Below are 14066 nucleotides of genomic sequence, written 5' to 3'. Positions count from 1 at the left end.
ACCAGCACCCTGTCGGCGGCCAGCGTGGCCGCGCCGAGCTCGTCCATGGTCGAGCGCTTCGCACCGTCCATAACGTCCTCGTCGGCCATGCCGCGCGCATCCATGCAGGTGCCGCAGAGCAGAACCGAGCCCTTGCTGCGGTTCACCTCCATTCGGTCTCAGCCGAAGATGTCTTCGCTGATCGCGTCGTACCAGGCAAAGCTTTCGGCATAGGTTGCCGCGCGCAGCTCTGCGGTTTCGCCGACCTGGCTGATGAACCCCTCGCCCGCTGCGATCTTGCCTTCACCTGCCGTATAGGAGGCACCGACCTTGACACCGTCGCCCGGTGCGATGGCGGACCAGCAGGTGTTTGTGTAGCGCGGCGGAAAGGCGCGCGAGCCGGTCAGCGCGGCGCGGATCGCATTGGCGACGACCTTGGCCTGGCTGTTGGCGGAAAAGCCCGATTTCGGCATGTCGCCTTGCGCGGCGGAATCGCCCAGCACATGCACGGCGGGGTCGGCCTTGCTGGCAAGCGCCAGTGGTTCCACTGGCACCCAGCCGGCCTCGGTCAGCCCTGCCGCCTCGGAGATGACACCTGCCCTTTGCGCCGGGATGACATTGCAGACATCGACCCTGACCACCGCCCCGGCCACCACGATCTCGCCTGCAGCGGGCCGCACCTCGACCGCAGCACCGCCCGCGTCGGGGCCGATGCGTTCGACCACGCCGGGGTAATGGCGCGCCCAGCCTTCCTCGAACAGCGCCTGTTTGGAAAACGTCGCCTTGGGGTCGAGCAGCAGGATCTTGGCAGTCGGGTTGATGCGGCCAAGCAGGCTTGCCACCATCGACACCCGCTCGTAGGGGCCGGGCGGGCAGCGATAGGGGTTTGGCGGGGCGACCAGCGCGAAAGTGCCGCCTTGCCGCATCGCGCCCAGTTGCGCGCGCAACAGATCCACCTGCGCGCCACCCCGGTAGGCATGCGGAAAGACCTCGGCATCGGCCTCGGACCAGCCCGCCACCGAGCCGACCACGAAATCTATACCCGGTGCCAGCACCAGCTTGTCATAGGCAAGCAAGCCGCCCGCGCCCAGGCTCACCTCACGCCGCGCCCTGTCTACCGCTACGGCGCGGTCGTGCAGAACGGTTATGCCGTAATCGGCCGCGAGCCGGTCATAGCGGTGCTCCAGGCTTGCCGGGCTGCGCAGATCGGCGAGCGCGAGGTTCGAAAAGAAGCATGAGCGGTAGACCCTGTTCGGCTCGACCAGCACCACATCGAGCGCACCGGCCGAATCCTTGGCGAGGTATCGCGCCACCGTGGCACCGCCAGCACCGCCGCCGACCACCACCACCCGTGGCCGCCCCTGCGCGCGCAACATCGGTGCCGAAATGAGCGCTGCCCCGGCAAACGCCGCCCCGATGAAGTGTCTGCGATGCATGGCCAGGCCTCCTAACGGTTATCTGCGGGAACGGCATCCGCCGCATCTTCGCCCGGCAGCGATGCAAAATAGGCGGCGAGCGCCGCGACCTCGTCAGGCGCGAGCCGGGAGGCCAGGAGCCGCATCCCCGGATCGGGGCGCAGGTGGCGGCGGTATTCCTCGAGCGCGGAAGCGAAAGCCATCGGATCGAGCGTCGCCAGCGGCGGAATGCTGGCCTCCGCCTTGGCATGCAGCCCATGGCAGGCCAGGCATTCCCCGGCAAGCCATTCGCCCCAGTCGCGGTCGCCCGAACCAGCGGCGATGGCAGCGCGCAGGTCTTTCGCCGGGTCCACCAGTGGCGATTCGGTGCCGGGCGAGGCGGCGAGCGGAACCCCCGCGCAGCCGGGTGCCTCGGCCCCCGTCGTGGCTTCCAGATTCTGCGCGCTTGCGACCGTTGGGCCGACAACAGCCATGAATGCCAGTGCGAGAACCCCGGCACCGGGGCCGCCCCCGGCGATCACCAGTGCGGCGCGCACCGAACTGGCCGCGACACGCGCGATCGCGAAGGCGTGAAGGCGAGGCGACATGAAACCGAGATCCTCTAGGCCACCCCTGCCTGCATCACAATCATCCACTACACAAGGCCCCGATTGTCGCAGTGGAGCCGCGTTGTAGCAGAACGCACGCTTGAGGCGTGGCTACCCCTTTCCCCATTGAGCTCAGGCGACGCGGACGATCTCGGCGGTGCCGAGTGCGTCGAAGCGGTTGATGCGGATCTGGATTTCGGCGGTCTGGCGGTCGGGGTCTCTCGCGGCGATGCGGTCTTGGAACGCCTTGAGGTCGAGCAGGTTCAGCGCCGCAGGTTCGAGCGAAGTTCGAGCGAACCTGCGAGGGCATCTTTGCCTCGATCCGGCTTCGGGCATGGTAGCCGGTCCAGCGTTTCCCGGGCGCTCTGCCGTAGATCCGGGTGAACGACCGGCCAGGCAAGAATGTGTCGTCGGCTTTCGGGGCCAAGCGCGGCGGTGGATGCCCATCTGCCGGTCGACGGCAGGTCGTGACTATGTTTGCTGCGAACGGCAGGTGCACAATCATGCGGGCTTGGGAACGCGACGCCAGAGCTCGACCGACTCGTCCTTGGCTGGCCTCTCCGCTCGCTGCCGCATCACATCGTCGCACGAACCGCGCGCCGCTGCACGGTCTACGCCGCGACCTTGCGCGGCAAGGCAAGCAACCAGCCCCGAACCGGGGAAACGTGGTCAGGCAGCTCGTTGGCGAGCCCGTCGGCGAAAGCCTCGAACGCGGGCCGGTTCAGGTCGTTGACGCCAACCAGCACCGGCACGCCGCGCATCAGCGCTCATCGCGTTGGCGTCACCCGCCAGATAGCGGTCGAACGGCACCAGTGCCGCATCGGTAACGATGGTGCGCTCAAAGGCGGCAATCGCCAGCCAGGCCTGCGCGATATTCGGCCAGTCGGTGCCGAACACCTCGCGGAAAGCATCGACATATCCCGGCCCAAAGCGCAGCCGCATCATCGCGCCGGGTATACCCTGGCCGCCACGGTTTCTGTCGAATAGGAATTCAGTGCGTGATCTGGCACCTCGCAAGTCGATCGGGGTTCGCATTGTTCGCGCGCAAATCTGCAGCCGTTCCTGCAGTGATAATTGCTTTGCTTGCACTACAGGGGTTGGCGGGACCGCTCGGGGCGATTACTCAATATCGCTGGCGACAACCTCGCGCCCCTCTGCCCGCCACTCCGGCAGGCCCCCCTCCATGCGGCGGGCGCTGATGCCCAGATTGCGCAGTACGGCCACGGCCTGAAGTGCCTCGATGCAGTAGGGACCGCGGCAATAGGCGATGATTTCTCCCTGCTGCTCCCTCGCACCGGCCAACCGCACAAGCGCGTTAACCGCCGCGTTCCGAGCGCCGGGAATATGCGCCATGCGGTATTCGTCGGCGGGGCGCATGTCGAGCAGGGTAACCGAGCCCGCTGCGATCCGCTGCGCCAATTCGGCGCGGCTGATCGGCTCGACCGCTTCATCGCCCCCTGAAAGCCCGCGCAGGATCTCGCTGACCCGGGCCAGATTGCGCCGCGCGTGCTTTTGCAGAAGGTCCATCAGAACCAGCGTCTCATCGTCGCTCAGCCGGTAGATCACCGATTTTCCGTCGCGGCGGTTGGTGACCAGACCGGCGCGACGCAGCTGTTGCAGATGCTGCGAGCTGTTTGCCACGCTCATGCCGACCTTGCTGGCCAGCACTTCAACGCTGCGTTCGCCCTGCGCCAATTGTTCAAGCAACAACAATCGGTGCGGTGCGCCGAGCGCGCGCGCCACCAAGGCATATTCTTCGATCAGGTCTCGCTTGGCGCTGGTTGACATCTGGTGGGGCTCCGTGTCAGATCATTCAATGATTCTCTTGAATGATATCCGGGCCGCTTCAATCCCGCAACCGCGAAGGGCACCATGACCGAATTCCTTCTGGCACACGAATCCACGCTGCGGCTGGCGATCTTTCTGGGCGTGCTGGCGCTGATGGCGGTCTGGGAACTGGCTGCCCCACGACGGCGGCAGGAGATTCCGCGCCTGCTGCGCTGGAGCAACAATCTGGGGCTTGTGGTGGTTGATACGCTGGTCTTGCGCTTCACTTTCCCGGTCCTGGCGGTCGGGCTTGCGCTGATGGCGGAAGCGCGGGGCTGGGGCCTCTTGAATGCGTTCGATGTGCCCGGCTGGCTGGCGGTCCTGCTGGCGGTGGTGGCGCTCGACCTGGTGATCTACTTGCAACATGTGATGTTTCATGCGGTGCCCGCGCTCTGGCGGCTGCACCGCATGCATCACGCCGATCTGGAGTTCGACGTGACCACCGGCCTGCGGTTTCACCCGCTGGAAATTCTTGCTTCAATGGCCATCAAGCTGGCGGCGGTGGCGGCGCTCGGCCCGCCCGCCGTTGCGGTGCTGATTTTTGAAGTGCTGCTGAACGCGTCTGCGATGTTCAACCATTCCAATATCCGTCTGCCGCTGGCGCTTGATCGGATCCTGCGGTTGGTGATTGTCACGCCAGACATGCACCGTGTGCACCACTCGATCCGGCCGGAAGAAACCAACAGCAATTTCGGCTTCAACTTGCCGTGGTGGGACCGCCTGCTGGGCACCTACCGCGCGCAACCAAGTGCTGGTCACGACGAAATGACCATCGGCATCGAACAGTTTCGCACCCCGCGGGAACTTTGGCTCGACCGGATGCTGTTGCAACCTTTGCGCGGCCCGGCCAGCGGCTACTCCATCAACCGGGAAGGGAAAGACGCGCGGTGAACGCCAAAGCCCCCCATCCATTCCGCGCCGCCATTGGCCGTGGTTACAAGAACGGAGATCTACCATGATGTACGACATGCCCAGATGGGCAATGGGGTTCGGCTTTGGCGGGGGCATGTTCATGCTGTTGTGGTGGGCCGTGATCATCGCCGGCATTGTCGCCCTGGTGCGCTGGCTCAAGACGCCGGATCCGCACGACCGCGCGGCTGGCGGGGCGCTCGAAATCCTCGCCCGGCGCTACGCCAGCGGCGAGATCACGCGCGAGGAATACGAGAGCATGCGACGCCATATCGAGCACCCGGGGCACGCCATGTAGGAGCGAATAAATGTGTGAGCTTTTTGCAATGAGCGCCAGCGAGGCGACCGACGTCAATCATTCGCTGGCGCTGTTGCAGCCGCGCGGTGGTGCGATCGGGCCGCACGCCGACGGCTGGGGAGTTGCCTTTTACGAAGGCCGCGCCGCGCGTATTTTCAAGGAACCGGTGCCTGCCGCCGAAAGCCGCTGCCTTGCTTTCATCGCCGACTACGACTTCAAGAGCGAAACGGTGATCGCCCATATCCGCAAGGCCAACCCCGAACAATTCGGCCGCACGACCGCCAACACCCATCCGTTCGAGCGCGAGTGGAGCGGCCGGTCATGGGTGTTCGCGCATAATGGCAAGCTGCGGGGGCTGACCGTGTCGCACGGCAAGGTGCCGCGTCGTTTCCAGCCGCTGGGCGATACCGATTCCGAGCTTGCATTCTGCCTGATGCTCGATGCGATCGCGGCAGAAGGGGTGCCCGCGCGGGGCAAGCTTGCCGCAGCAGAAATCGTGGCGCGTATCGCGCCCCTGGTCGCGCGTCTCGCGGCACTTGGGGAATTCAACTTCTTCCTCAGCGATGGCGAAAGCCTGATCGTGCATGCGCACACGCGGCTGCATCGGCTGGCGCGGGCCTGCACATCCTGTGCCGGGCAGCTTCGGGTCATTCTGTTGGCGACCTTGCCGTTGACTGACGAACCCTGGGTGCCGTTGCAGCCCGGCAGCCTGCACGCCTATACCGGCGGGCGCGAAATCGCGCTGCCGACCCCGGTTCCGTCCCCAGCCATGCCGCCCGCCACTCCCGCATTCGCTTCCACCCTGCACGGAGAACAGCCTTGAAAACACTCTTCATTCTCAACGATGCGCCCTATGGCACCGAGCGGTGCTACAACGCGCTGCGCCTGGCCCATAACCTGATGAAGCAGGACCCCGGTGCCGGCGTCACCGTGTTCCTGATGGCCGATGCCGTGGTCGCGGCGCGCAAGGGCCAGAAGACGCCAGACGGTTATTACAACATGGAACGGATGCTGAAGCGGGTGGTCACCGGCAAGGGCTCGGTTCTGCTCTGCGGCACCTGCATGGATGCGCGCGGCATGGCCGACGAGGACGTTATGGACGGTGCGAAGCGCTCGACCATGGACGAGCTCGGCGCGGCCACGCTGGCCGCCGACAGGGTGCTGGTGTTCTAGAGTCTGTCTGGCGCAGATAGAAGCGCCAGACAGACTCCAGCTTCTTGATTTGCGCCTGTCTTGCGCCAAAACCGGTGCCCACTTTTGTCGGACAGGCTCTGGGCGGCGGCGCGGGGCCTCACTTGCGCAGGTATTTGACCAGCGCGGCGATCACCAGGCCCGCGATGACCAGCATCAGGGCGAAGCCGAACCAGCCAAAGCCCATCGCGTAGGGCAGACCGAAACCCATATCGTATCCGTGCATCATCGCATTGCTCCATTGGTCCGAGGCGGTGGCCCCCGGCGCGTCGCGCCGGGGGCCGGGGTCGGGTCAGTGCCAGCCCATCGCGCCGCGCGCCGCCGGATGCCCGTGGCCGAAACTCGGCATGCCGCCCTGCGGTGCCGCGCCCATCTGGCCCATCTGGCCCATCTGGCCCGCCAAGGCGGTCATCTCGACTTCGGTAATCTGCCCGTCGCCATCGGCATCATGCATCTGGAAGGCGCGCACGGTCATCGTGCGGGCGAACTCGGCCTGCATTTCGGCATGCATTTCGGTCTGCATCGCGGTGAATTCCTCAAGCGACAGGGTGCCGTTGGCGTCGGTATCGTATTTTGCCAGCTCGGCCTTGATCCCCGCGGCAATTTCCTCGGCGCTCAGCGTGCCGTCGCCGTTGGTATCGACGGCGGCAAAATGTGCGTCATGGGCGGCGGTGTTGGCGCCCATCATGGCAAAGCCGCCGGGCATCGCGCCACCATGCATGGCACCGCCGCGCATCATGCCCGCGAACGGCATCTGGAACTGCTGTGCCACCACCGGCAGCGCCGCAGCGGCAAGCCCGAGCGCCGCAACGGCACCGATGACAAGGGTTGTCGAGCGTTTCATGATCGTCTCTCCTGGTTTGATCTTCGATACCGTCAAACTGGCACCGCCTTGTGCCGCGAGTTTGTCAGCCGAGGGGGTGTTTTGTATCAATCTGTCGCAAACCGCGGTCTGCAGACGGCTTGCGACAAACTTCCGCGCACCGCCTGCCGCTTTTCGGCTAGGTTTGGCCGACAGGAGTGACCATGCCGAACCCGCCCCACATTCTCGTCGTCGATGACCACCGCGAGATTCGCGATGCGCTGGCGAAGTATCTTGGAAGGAACGCCATGCGCGCCACCACCGCGGCAAACGCGGTTGCGATGGACGCGGCGCTGAAGGCGGGCAGGTTTGATCTGATCGTGCTCGATGTGATGATGCCGGGCGAAGACGGGCTTTCGGTCTGCCGCCGCCTGCGCGCCAATGGCACGATCCCGGTGCTGATGCTGACCGCGCTTGGCGATGAAACCGACCGCATCGTCGGGCTTGAGGTGGGGGCCGATGATTACCTCGCCAAGCCGTTCAACCCGCGCGAATTGCTGGCGCGGATCAAGGCGATCCTGCGGCGCGCGGGGCAGGCACCATCGGCGGGCGGCACCCTGGCCGGGCGTCGGCTCGGGTTCGACCGCTGGGTGCTCGATACCGACCGGCGCACCTTGACCGGCGATGACGGCGCGGAGGTGCCCTTGACCAGCGCCGAGTTTCGCCTGCTGAGCGCGCTCTTGGAGCGCCCGCGCTTCGTGCTCAGCCGCAGCCAGTTGCTGGATCTGACCTCGGGGCGCGCGGCGCAGGTGTTCGATCGCACGATCGACAACCAGATCAGCCGCCTGCGCCGCAAGATCGAGCGCGACCCGGCCAAACCGGCGCTGATCGCCACCCATTGGGGCGGCGGCTACGCCCTTGCCGCCGATGTGCGCGAGCTGCAGCCATGAGCCTGCGGTTGCTTCCACGCTCGCTCGGCGGGCAGTTGCTGGCGCTGCTGCTGCTGGCGCTGGCGGTGACGCAGGGGCTGGGCTATGTGCTTTTTGCCGATGAACGCAGCCGCGCGGTGCGCGCGGCGCTGGGGCTCGAGGCGGCGGGGCGCGCCGCCAACGTGGCGCTGCTGCTGGGCGATGCGCCGGCCGATCTGCGCGCCTCGATCCTGCGATCGGCGGATTCGCCGCTGGTCAGCTTTTCGCTCGCCGCCGAACCCGCTGTTGCCCGCGACAGCGCCGATGCGGCGGAATTCATTGCCCGAATGCAGCAGATCCTCGGGGCCGCGGGGCAAGAGTTGCACGCCGATATTCACACCCGCACCCTGCCCCTCGCACCGCCGCCTGGCCCGCCCGGAGTGATGCGGCCGATGCACGAGGTGATGATGGGCGAGCGCGCCGAGCCGGTCGAAATGTCGCTTTCGATCCGTCTGGCAGGCGGCGACTGGCTCAATGTGCGCACCATGTTCAACCGCCCGGAACTGCAGATGACGCCGCAGGCGCTGCTGCCGCTGGCGCTGATGGCTGCCGCCGTGGCGCTGGTGGCGCTGGTGACGGCGCGCCGCGTGGTCGGGCCGATGCGGGCGCTCGCCGCCGGGGCCGACCGGCTCGGGCGCGGCATCGACGCGGCAGCCTTGCCGCTGTCCGGCCCAACCGAGGTGCGCGAGACCACCCAGGCCTTCAACCGCATGCAGGAGCGGCTGACCCGCTTCGTGGCCGACCGCACGCACCTGCTCGCCGCGCTCAGCCACGATCTGCGCTCGCCGCTCACCGCGATGCGGCTCCGGCTGGAAATGCTGGAGGAGAGCGACGATACCGAGCGGTTGCGCAGGTTGGTGGACGAGATGCAGGAGATGGTCGAGGCGACGCTGGCCTTCGCGCGCGGCGCGGCGCAATCGGAAGCCTCGGCACCGCTCGATCTGGCGGCGCTGCTGGCCGATCTGGCGGCAGATGCCGGTGCCGGCAGGGCCAGCCTTGCGCCCGCAGCCCCGCTTCTGGCCACGGTGCGCCAGACCGCGCTCAGCCGCGCCTTGCGCAATCTCATCGACAACGCCATCCGCTACGGCGGCAGCGCCGAGATCTCGCTCGCCGAGGGGGGCGGCCTGGCGCGCATCACCATTGCCGACCGTGGCCCCGGCCTGCCGGAGGATCAGCTCGAGGCGGCCTTCGCGCCCTTCGTGCGCTTCGAGACATCGCGCAGCCGCGAAACCGGCGGCGCGGGCCTTGGCCTCGCCATCGCCCGCACCATCCTGCAGGCACATGGCGGCGATGTGCAGCTGCGCAACCGCGCCGGCGGCGGGCTCGAGGCAGAGGTGCGCCTGCCGCTGGGGGAAGGCTGAGCCGCGCGGCGCGCAAGGTTCAGCCCGCCGCAAGCGCCGTTCATGGTGCGGTGGTCGGCACCTGCCCGCCTCTGCCGCGTTCAACGCCGCAGAGGCGGGCAGGCGGGCGGCACCGATGGGCCCAGGAGACCGGTCAGCGGCTGCCGCGGCAACACCGCCTGCGCGTCTCACCGCAGCCGCTCGGGGCGGAAGCCAAGCAGCCGCATGGCGTTGAGCGTAACCAGCACGGTCGCGCCGGTATCGGCCAGAACCGCAATCCAGAGCCCGGTAACGCCGAGGATTGTGGTAACCAGAAACACCGCCTTCAGCCCGAGCGCGATTGCCAGGTTCTGGCGGATGTTTGCCATCGTGGCCCGCGCCAGCCGGATCATCGCGGCGACATCGGCCACGCGGTTGCGCATCAGCGCCGCATCCGCCGCTTCCAGCGCCACATCGGTTCCCGCCCCCATCGCCACGCCGACACTGGCCTGTGCCAGCGCCGGGGCGTCGTTGATACCGTCGCCGACCATCATCACACGGCCCTTTGCCGCGAGCGCCCGGACCGCGGCAACCTTGCCTTCGGGCATCAGCGCGGCCTGGTAATCGAGCCCCAGCCCGGCGGCGAGCGCGCGGGCGGTGCGGGCGTTGTCGCCGGTCAGCATGACCGGGGTGATCCGCAGCGCCGCAAGCTGGCGCAGCCCCTCGGCAGCGTCTGCGCGCAGCTCGTCGCGCAGCGCGATCAGGCCAAGGCATTGTCCGGCGCGCGCCACCACCACCACCGACTTGCCCTCGGCTTCCAGCGCCGCGATGCGGCGGGTGCTTTCGGTGCCAAGTACCCCTTCGCGCGCGGCGTGGGCGGGCGAGGCGACCCAGGCCGGTGCGCCGTTCACGCTGGCGCAGGCACCGTTGCCGACAACCGCCCGCGCCCCGACCGCAGGCAGCGCGGCTGCGCCGCTGGCCGCGGCCCGGCGCAGGATCGCCTCGGCGAAGGGATGGCTCGACCCCGCCTCGACCGCCGCCGCCAGCGCGAGCAATTCGGTGCCATCGGCACCAAGCGGCACCAGATCGGTGACCACCGGGCGGCCAAGGGTCAATGTTCCGGTCTTGTCGAAGGCAACCTGCGTGGTGCGCGCCGCCGCCTCGATCACCGCGCCGCCCTTCATCAACAGCCCGTGCCGCGCGCCGGTGGACAGCGCCGAGGCAATCGCCGCCGGCACCGAGATGACCAGCGCGCAGGGACAGCCGATCAGCAGCAATGCCAGCGCCCGATAGGTCCAGACCTCGCCCGGCTGCCCGAATGCGAAGGTCGGCACCAGCGCCGCCAGAAGCGCCACACCGACGATGGCAGGCATGTACCAGCGGCTGAAGCGGTCGATGAACCGCGCGGTCGGTGCCCGCGCCGCCTCGGCCTCTTCGACCAGCCGGATGATCCGGGCAATGGTGTTGTCCTCTGCCGCGCGCATGACCCGGACGCGCAGCACCGCCTCGGCATTGATCGACCCGGCAAAGACCCTTTCGCCCGGCCCCCTGGTTTTCGGCAGGCTCTCGCCGGTCACCGGGCTTTCGTCGATGCCTGATCGGCCCTCGATGATCTTGCCATCTGCCGCAATCCGGTCGCCGGGGCGGATGATCACGGTCTGCCCGATGCGAAGGCCTGCCGCTGCCACCTGCCGCACCACGCCGCCCTCCTCGAGCAACGCGGTTTTCGGCACCAGCCGGGCCAGCGCGCGAATCCCGTCGCGCGCCCTGCCAGCGGCGACGCCTTCCAGCACTTCGCCAACGGCAAAAAGCCAGACCACCAGCGCCGCCTCCTCAGCCGCGTCGATGAAAAGCGCGCCCGAGGCGGCGATGGTCATCAGCATTTCGATGGTGAAGGGGCTGCCCGCGCGAAGCGCCGCGAGCGCCCGCCAGGCCAGCGGCGCAACCCCGACCAGGCAGGCGAAAGCGAAGGCCAGACCGGCGGCCTGATCGTTGGCCGCAAGCTTCACCAGCCATGCGCCCGCCAGCAGCAACCCGGTGCCGATCGCCAGCCGCCCCTTGCGGCTGCGATGCCAGCTGGCATGCGGTTCCGCTGGCACGTCGAGGCCCCAGGGCGCGGAGTTGCCGTTCGCGGTGGCCTGCGCGGGGGCATTCAAAGGGTGATCGCCCGCATCGGGCGCGGCAGCGCCGGGCAGCACCAATGTCTTTGCCTTCGAAGCTCGGGCCGCGCCGATGCCGTAGCCCAGCCCGGTCACCGCCGCCTCGATGCTTGCGCGGGGCGTGGTGCCGGGGGCCAGCACCAGGGTCAGTTTTTCCGACATCAGGGCGATGCTTGCGTTGCTGACCCCCGGCAGCCGTTCCACCGCCACCCGGATCTTTGCCGCGCAAGAGGCGCAATCCATGCCCGAAACCGTCCACTCGCAGGTTTCACCCACCACTTCCGCTGTCATTTCAATTCCTTCCGGCCCGATGCCGCAGGCCCTTGCGTCGCCTTCACCCCCTGTCTAATATCTCTAGTGACTAGAGCATCAAGGGCAAAACCATGCTGTCGATCGGATCTTTGGGGCGGACGGCGGGGGTGAAAGTGCCGACCATCCGCTACTATGAGGAAATCGGCCTGCTGCCCGAGGCCGAACGCAGCGCGGGCAACCAGCGGCTTTTCAACCTGCGGTCGCTGCACCGGTTGCGTTTCATTCGCCACGCCCGCGATCTTGGGTTTCCGCTTGATGCGATCCGCGATCTGCTCAGCCTGTCGGACCAGCCCGAGCAGTCCTGCGCCGCCGCCGACACCATCGCACGCGCGCAACTGGCCGAGGTCGAGGCCCGGATCGCGCGCCTCAATGCCCTGAAAGCCGAGCTGGAGCGAATGCTGGCGCAATGCGCAGGCGGCACGGTGCGCGACTGCCGGGTGATCGAGGTGCTGGGCGATCACGCGTCTTGCGCCGCGCCGCACCACGGCCACCCCGACATCGGCAAGGGCACATGACGGCGGTCCTGCCCACTTTTGCCGCCTATGCCGCTGCCGCCCTTGCCGAAATCGCCGGCTGTTTTGCGGTCTGGGCATGGCTGCGGGCGGGGGCCTCACCGCTCTGGCTGTTGCCCGCCGCAGTCAGCCTTGCGGCCTTCGCCTGGCTGCTGACGCTTGCCCCTTCCGACTTTGCCGGCCGCGCCTATGCGGCCTATGGCGGGGTCTACATTGCCGCCTCGCTGATCTGGCTCCGCGCCGTCGAGGGACAACGCCCCGATCTCTGGGATCTGGCCGGGGCCGCGCTTTGCCTGATCGGAACCGGCATCATCCTGTTTGGCCCGCGTGCCGCCTAGAAAGTGCCATTCATGCTCAGACTTCTTGCCAACCGCACCTATCGCCACCTGTTTGCAGCGCAACTGATCGCCTTGCTGGGCACCGGTCTTGCCACGGTGGCGCTTGGCCTGCTCGCCTTTGATCTCGCGGGTGCCGATGCCGGGCTGGTGCTGGGCACGGCGCTGGCGATCAAGATGGTGGCCTATGTCGGGTTGGCACCTATTGCCGCGGCATTTGCCGCGACCCTGCCGCGCCGGGCGATGCTGGTCTCGCTCGATCTGATCCGCGCGGGGGTCGCACTTGCGCTGCCCTTCGTGACCGAGGTCTGGCAGGTCTATGTGCTGATCTTCCTGCTGCAAGCCGCCTCGGCCGGGTTCACCCCGACGTTTCAGGCGACAATACCCGATGTGCTGCCCGATGAGCGCGACTATACCCGCGCGCTGTCGCTTTCGCGACTGGCCTACGATCTGGAAAGCCTGGTCTCGCCAATGCTGGCCGCGGCGCTGCTGACGGTGGTCAGTTTCCCGGCCCTGTTCGGCGGCACGGTTCTCGGGTTCGCCGCTTCCGCTACGCTGGTCGTATCTGTCACGCTGCCAAGCCCGGTGCCCGGCAGGCCCCGCGGCATCTGGGACCGCACCACCCGCGGCATCCGGCTTTATCTTGCGACGGCGCGGCTGCGCGGGCTTCTGGCGCTCAATCTGGCGGTGGCGGCGGCGGGGGCAATGGTGATCGTGAATACGGTGGTGATCGTGCAGGCGGGTTTGGGGCTGGCGCAGTCGCAGGTGGCGCTGGCGCTGGCGGCGTTTGGCGCGGGCTCGATGCTGGCGGCGCTGGCCCTGCCCCGGCTCTTGGACCGGGTGCCTGACCGCCCGGTGATGCTGGCGGGGGCGGCGATGCTGGTCGCGGGGCTGATTGCCGGGCCGTTTCTGATCGCGGCAGGCCTGCCCGCGCTGATGGCGCTCTGGATCGTGCTGGGCCTTGGCTATTCGGTGGTGCAAACCCCCTCCGGGCGGCTTTTGCGTCGCTCTGCCCTGCCCGAGGACCGCCCGGCGATCTTTGCCGCGCAGTTTGCGCTGTCGCATGGCTGCTGGTTGATCACCTATCCGTTGGCGGGCTGGCTGGGCGCGCGGGCCGGGATGGGGCCAACCTTCGCGGCGCTGGCGCTGATTGCGGCACTTTCGGTGGCGCTCGCGCTCTGGCTCTGGCCCGCCGCAACCGAGGCCCCGGTGGCACATCACCATGACGACCTGCCCCCCGATCACCCGCATCTGCGGGAACAGAGCGGAGCGCAGGGCCACGCGCATCCGCAGATTATCGACGATCTGCACCCGCTAGTGTTCCGAGTCTGACATTTGCTACCGATTTCCCCTGATTTCATCGAGAGCATCGAGCGCGCGGCGCTCGCGGGTGATGATATCATCGGCGGTCTTGCTCCAGACGAAGGGCTTCGGTTTGGCGTTGTGCTGCAGC

17 protein-coding genes and 2 pseudogenes are annotated in these 14066 nt (G+C 67.6%); 9 read left to right on the top strand and 10 right to left on the bottom strand.

The genetic code is table 11. The annotated features are described in order from the left end of the window. The 7 genes and pseudogenes from Q8J98_RS14760 to Q8J98_RS00065 all read right to left on the bottom strand — a co-directional run. Positions 1–152: DsrE family protein (locus Q8J98_RS14760; RefSeq protein WP_370868034.1), on the bottom strand; the 152-nt coding region annotated here is incomplete at its 3' end. 6 nt (positions 153–158) lie between these two features. After that, a complete protein-coding gene (locus Q8J98_RS00090; RefSeq protein ID WP_305292405.1) occupies positions 159–1421 on the bottom strand; it encodes an NAD(P)/FAD-dependent oxidoreductase in 1263 nt (420 codons plus the stop codon). Between the two features lie 5 nt (positions 1422–1426). Then, positions 1427–1981: a hypothetical protein gene (locus Q8J98_RS00085; protein WP_305292402.1), complete on the bottom strand. Its 555-nt coding sequence runs from the start codon at positions 1979–1981 to the stop codon at positions 1427–1429. Between the two features lie 132 nt (positions 1982–2113). After that, positions 2114–2363: pseudogene (locus Q8J98_RS00080) on the bottom strand (hypothetical protein); the annotation flags it as partial. A gap of 229 nt (positions 2364–2592) precedes the next feature. Further along, entirely contained in the window at positions 2593–2742 is a 150-nt protein-coding gene (locus Q8J98_RS00075; protein WP_305292400.1) for a DUF2478 domain-containing protein, read from the bottom strand. A gap of 28 nt (positions 2743–2770) precedes the next feature. Further along, positions 2771–2923, bottom strand: a pseudogene (locus Q8J98_RS00070) (cytochrome c peroxidase); the annotation flags it as partial. A gap of 177 nt (positions 2924–3100) precedes the next feature. Continuing rightward, positions 3101–3769, bottom strand: a complete 669-nt coding sequence (locus Q8J98_RS00065) for a metalloregulator ArsR/SmtB family transcription factor (protein WP_305292399.1) — start codon at positions 3767–3769, stop codon at positions 3101–3103. An 84-nt stretch (positions 3770–3853) separates the two neighbouring features. On the opposite strand from Q8J98_RS00065, the gene Q8J98_RS00060 reads away from it, so the two are divergent. The 4 genes from Q8J98_RS00060 (at position 3854) to Q8J98_RS00045 (ending at position 6188) form a co-directional block, all read left to right on the top strand. Further along, positions 3854–4699 (top strand): sterol desaturase family protein, encoded by an 846-nt coding sequence (locus tag Q8J98_RS00060; RefSeq protein WP_305292397.1) that lies wholly within the window; start codon positions 3854–3856, stop codon positions 4697–4699. A gap of 64 nt (positions 4700–4763) precedes the next feature. Then, complete coding sequence (locus tag Q8J98_RS00055; RefSeq protein ID WP_305292395.1) at positions 4764–5015, top strand: SHOCT domain-containing protein; 252 nt, start codon at positions 4764–4766, stop codon at positions 5013–5015. A gap of 10 nt (positions 5016–5025) precedes the next feature. Next, positions 5026–5838 carry a class II glutamine amidotransferase gene (locus Q8J98_RS00050; protein WP_305292394.1) on the top strand — a complete coding sequence of 271 codons (813 nt, stop codon included), beginning with the start codon at positions 5026–5028 and terminating at the stop codon, positions 5836–5838. Further along, a complete protein-coding gene (locus Q8J98_RS00045) occupies positions 5835–6188 on the top strand; it encodes a DsrE/DsrF/TusD sulfur relay family protein (protein WP_305292392.1) in 354 nt (117 codons plus the stop codon). Before Q8J98_RS00050 ends, Q8J98_RS00045 begins: the two co-directional genes overlap by 4 nt. Positions 6189–6306: 118 nt before the next feature. Here Q8J98_RS00045 and Q8J98_RS00040 read toward each other — a convergent pair whose 3' ends face one another. Further along, positions 6307–6435 carry a hypothetical protein gene (locus tag Q8J98_RS00040; RefSeq protein WP_305185705.1) on the bottom strand — a complete coding sequence of 43 codons (129 nt, stop codon included), beginning with the start codon at positions 6433–6435 and terminating at the stop codon, positions 6307–6309. A gap of 63 nt (positions 6436–6498) precedes the next feature. Next, a complete protein-coding gene (locus tag Q8J98_RS00035; protein WP_305292390.1) occupies positions 6499–7050 on the bottom strand; it encodes an EF-hand domain-containing protein in 552 nt (183 codons plus the stop codon). Positions 7051–7232: 182 nt separating this feature from the next. On the opposite strand from Q8J98_RS00035, the gene Q8J98_RS00030 reads away from it, so the two are divergent. Together Q8J98_RS00030 and Q8J98_RS00025 are read left to right on the top strand one after the other, a co-directional pair. Then, positions 7233–7958 carry a response regulator gene (locus Q8J98_RS00030; RefSeq protein ID WP_305292388.1) on the top strand — a complete coding sequence of 242 codons (726 nt, stop codon included), beginning with the start codon at positions 7233–7235 and terminating at the stop codon, positions 7956–7958. Then, positions 7955–9337 carry an ATP-binding protein gene (locus Q8J98_RS00025; protein ID WP_305292386.1) on the top strand — a complete coding sequence of 461 codons (1383 nt, stop codon included), beginning with the start codon at positions 7955–7957 and terminating at the stop codon, positions 9335–9337. The genes Q8J98_RS00030 and Q8J98_RS00025 overlap by 4 nt, the downstream gene beginning before the upstream one ends. Positions 9338–9504: 167 nt before the next feature. Here Q8J98_RS00025 and Q8J98_RS00020 read toward each other — a convergent pair whose 3' ends face one another. Next, entirely contained in the window at positions 9505–11745 is a 2241-nt protein-coding gene (locus Q8J98_RS00020) for a heavy metal translocating P-type ATPase (protein ID WP_305292384.1), read from the bottom strand. 92 nt (positions 11746–11837) lie between these two features. Here Q8J98_RS00020 and Q8J98_RS00015 point away from each other — a divergent pair, with 92 nt between their 5' ends. The 3 genes from Q8J98_RS00015 to Q8J98_RS00005 are packed head-to-tail and all read left to right on the top strand — an operon-like array spanning position 11838 to position 13945. Further along, positions 11838–12281, top strand: a complete 444-nt coding sequence (locus Q8J98_RS00015; protein ID WP_305292383.1) for a helix-turn-helix domain-containing protein — start codon at positions 11838–11840, stop codon at positions 12279–12281. Then, positions 12278–12616: a YnfA family protein gene (locus Q8J98_RS00010; protein WP_305292382.1), complete on the top strand. Its 339-nt coding sequence runs from the start codon at positions 12278–12280 to the stop codon at positions 12614–12616. The genes Q8J98_RS00015 and Q8J98_RS00010 overlap by 4 nt, the downstream gene beginning before the upstream one ends. Positions 12617–12628: 12 nt before the next feature. Continuing rightward, complete coding sequence (locus Q8J98_RS00005) at positions 12629–13945, top strand: MFS transporter (protein WP_305292381.1); 1317 nt, start codon at positions 12629–12631, stop codon at positions 13943–13945. The last annotated feature ends 121 nt before the right edge of the window (positions 13946–14066 follow it).

It is taken from the genome of Phaeovulum sp. (assembly GCF_030684035.1).
Lineage (GTDB): Bacteria > Pseudomonadota > Alphaproteobacteria > Rhodobacterales > Rhodobacteraceae > UBA6213.
Note: the sequence above shows the minus strand (reverse complement) of the source record. Positions and strands in the feature narration are given on the sequence as shown.

Excerpts from the sequence above, each read along its gene's own strand:
- Q8J98_RS00055 (WP_305292395.1), top strand. The coding sequence starts at position 4,764 with ATGATGTACGACATGCCCAGATGGGCAATGGGGTTCGGCTTTGGCGGG.
- Q8J98_RS00015 (WP_305292383.1), top strand. The coding sequence starts at position 11,838 with ATGCTGTCGATCGGATCTTTGGGGCGGACGGCGGGGGTGAAAGTGCCG.
- Q8J98_RS00065 (WP_305292399.1), bottom strand. The coding sequence starts at position 3,769 with ATGTCAACCAGCGCCAAGCGAGACCTGATCGAAGAATATGCCTTGGTG.
- Q8J98_RS00075 (WP_305292400.1), bottom strand. The coding sequence starts at position 2,742 with ATGCGCGGCGTGCCGGTGCTGGTTGGCGTCAACGACCTGAACCGGCCC.
- Q8J98_RS00040 (WP_305185705.1), bottom strand. The coding sequence starts at position 6,435 with ATGATGCACGGATACGATATGGGTTTCGGTCTGCCCTACGCGATGGGC.
- Q8J98_RS00050 (WP_305292394.1), top strand. The coding sequence starts at position 5,026 with ATGTGTGAGCTTTTTGCAATGAGCGCCAGCGAGGCGACCGACGTCAAT.
- Q8J98_RS00035 (WP_305292390.1), bottom strand. The coding sequence starts at position 7,050 with ATGAAACGCTCGACAACCCTTGTCATCGGTGCCGTTGCGGCGCTCGGG.
- Q8J98_RS00010 (WP_305292382.1), top strand. The coding sequence starts at position 12,278 with ATGACGGCGGTCCTGCCCACTTTTGCCGCCTATGCCGCTGCCGCCCTT.
- Q8J98_RS00085 (WP_305292402.1), bottom strand. The coding sequence starts at position 1,981 with ATGTCGCCTCGCCTTCACGCCTTCGCGATCGCGCGTGTCGCGGCCAGT.
- Q8J98_RS00030 (WP_305292388.1), top strand. The coding sequence starts at position 7,233 with ATGCCGAACCCGCCCCACATTCTCGTCGTCGATGACCACCGCGAGATT.
- Q8J98_RS00060 (WP_305292397.1), top strand. The coding sequence starts at position 3,854 with ATGACCGAATTCCTTCTGGCACACGAATCCACGCTGCGGCTGGCGATC.
- Q8J98_RS00025 (WP_305292386.1), top strand. The coding sequence starts at position 7,955 with ATGAGCCTGCGGTTGCTTCCACGCTCGCTCGGCGGGCAGTTGCTGGCG.
- Q8J98_RS00005 (WP_305292381.1), top strand. The coding sequence starts at position 12,629 with ATGCTCAGACTTCTTGCCAACCGCACCTATCGCCACCTGTTTGCAGCG.
- Q8J98_RS00020 (WP_305292384.1), bottom strand. The coding sequence starts at position 11,745 with ATGACAGCGGAAGTGGTGGGTGAAACCTGCGAGTGGACGGTTTCGGGC.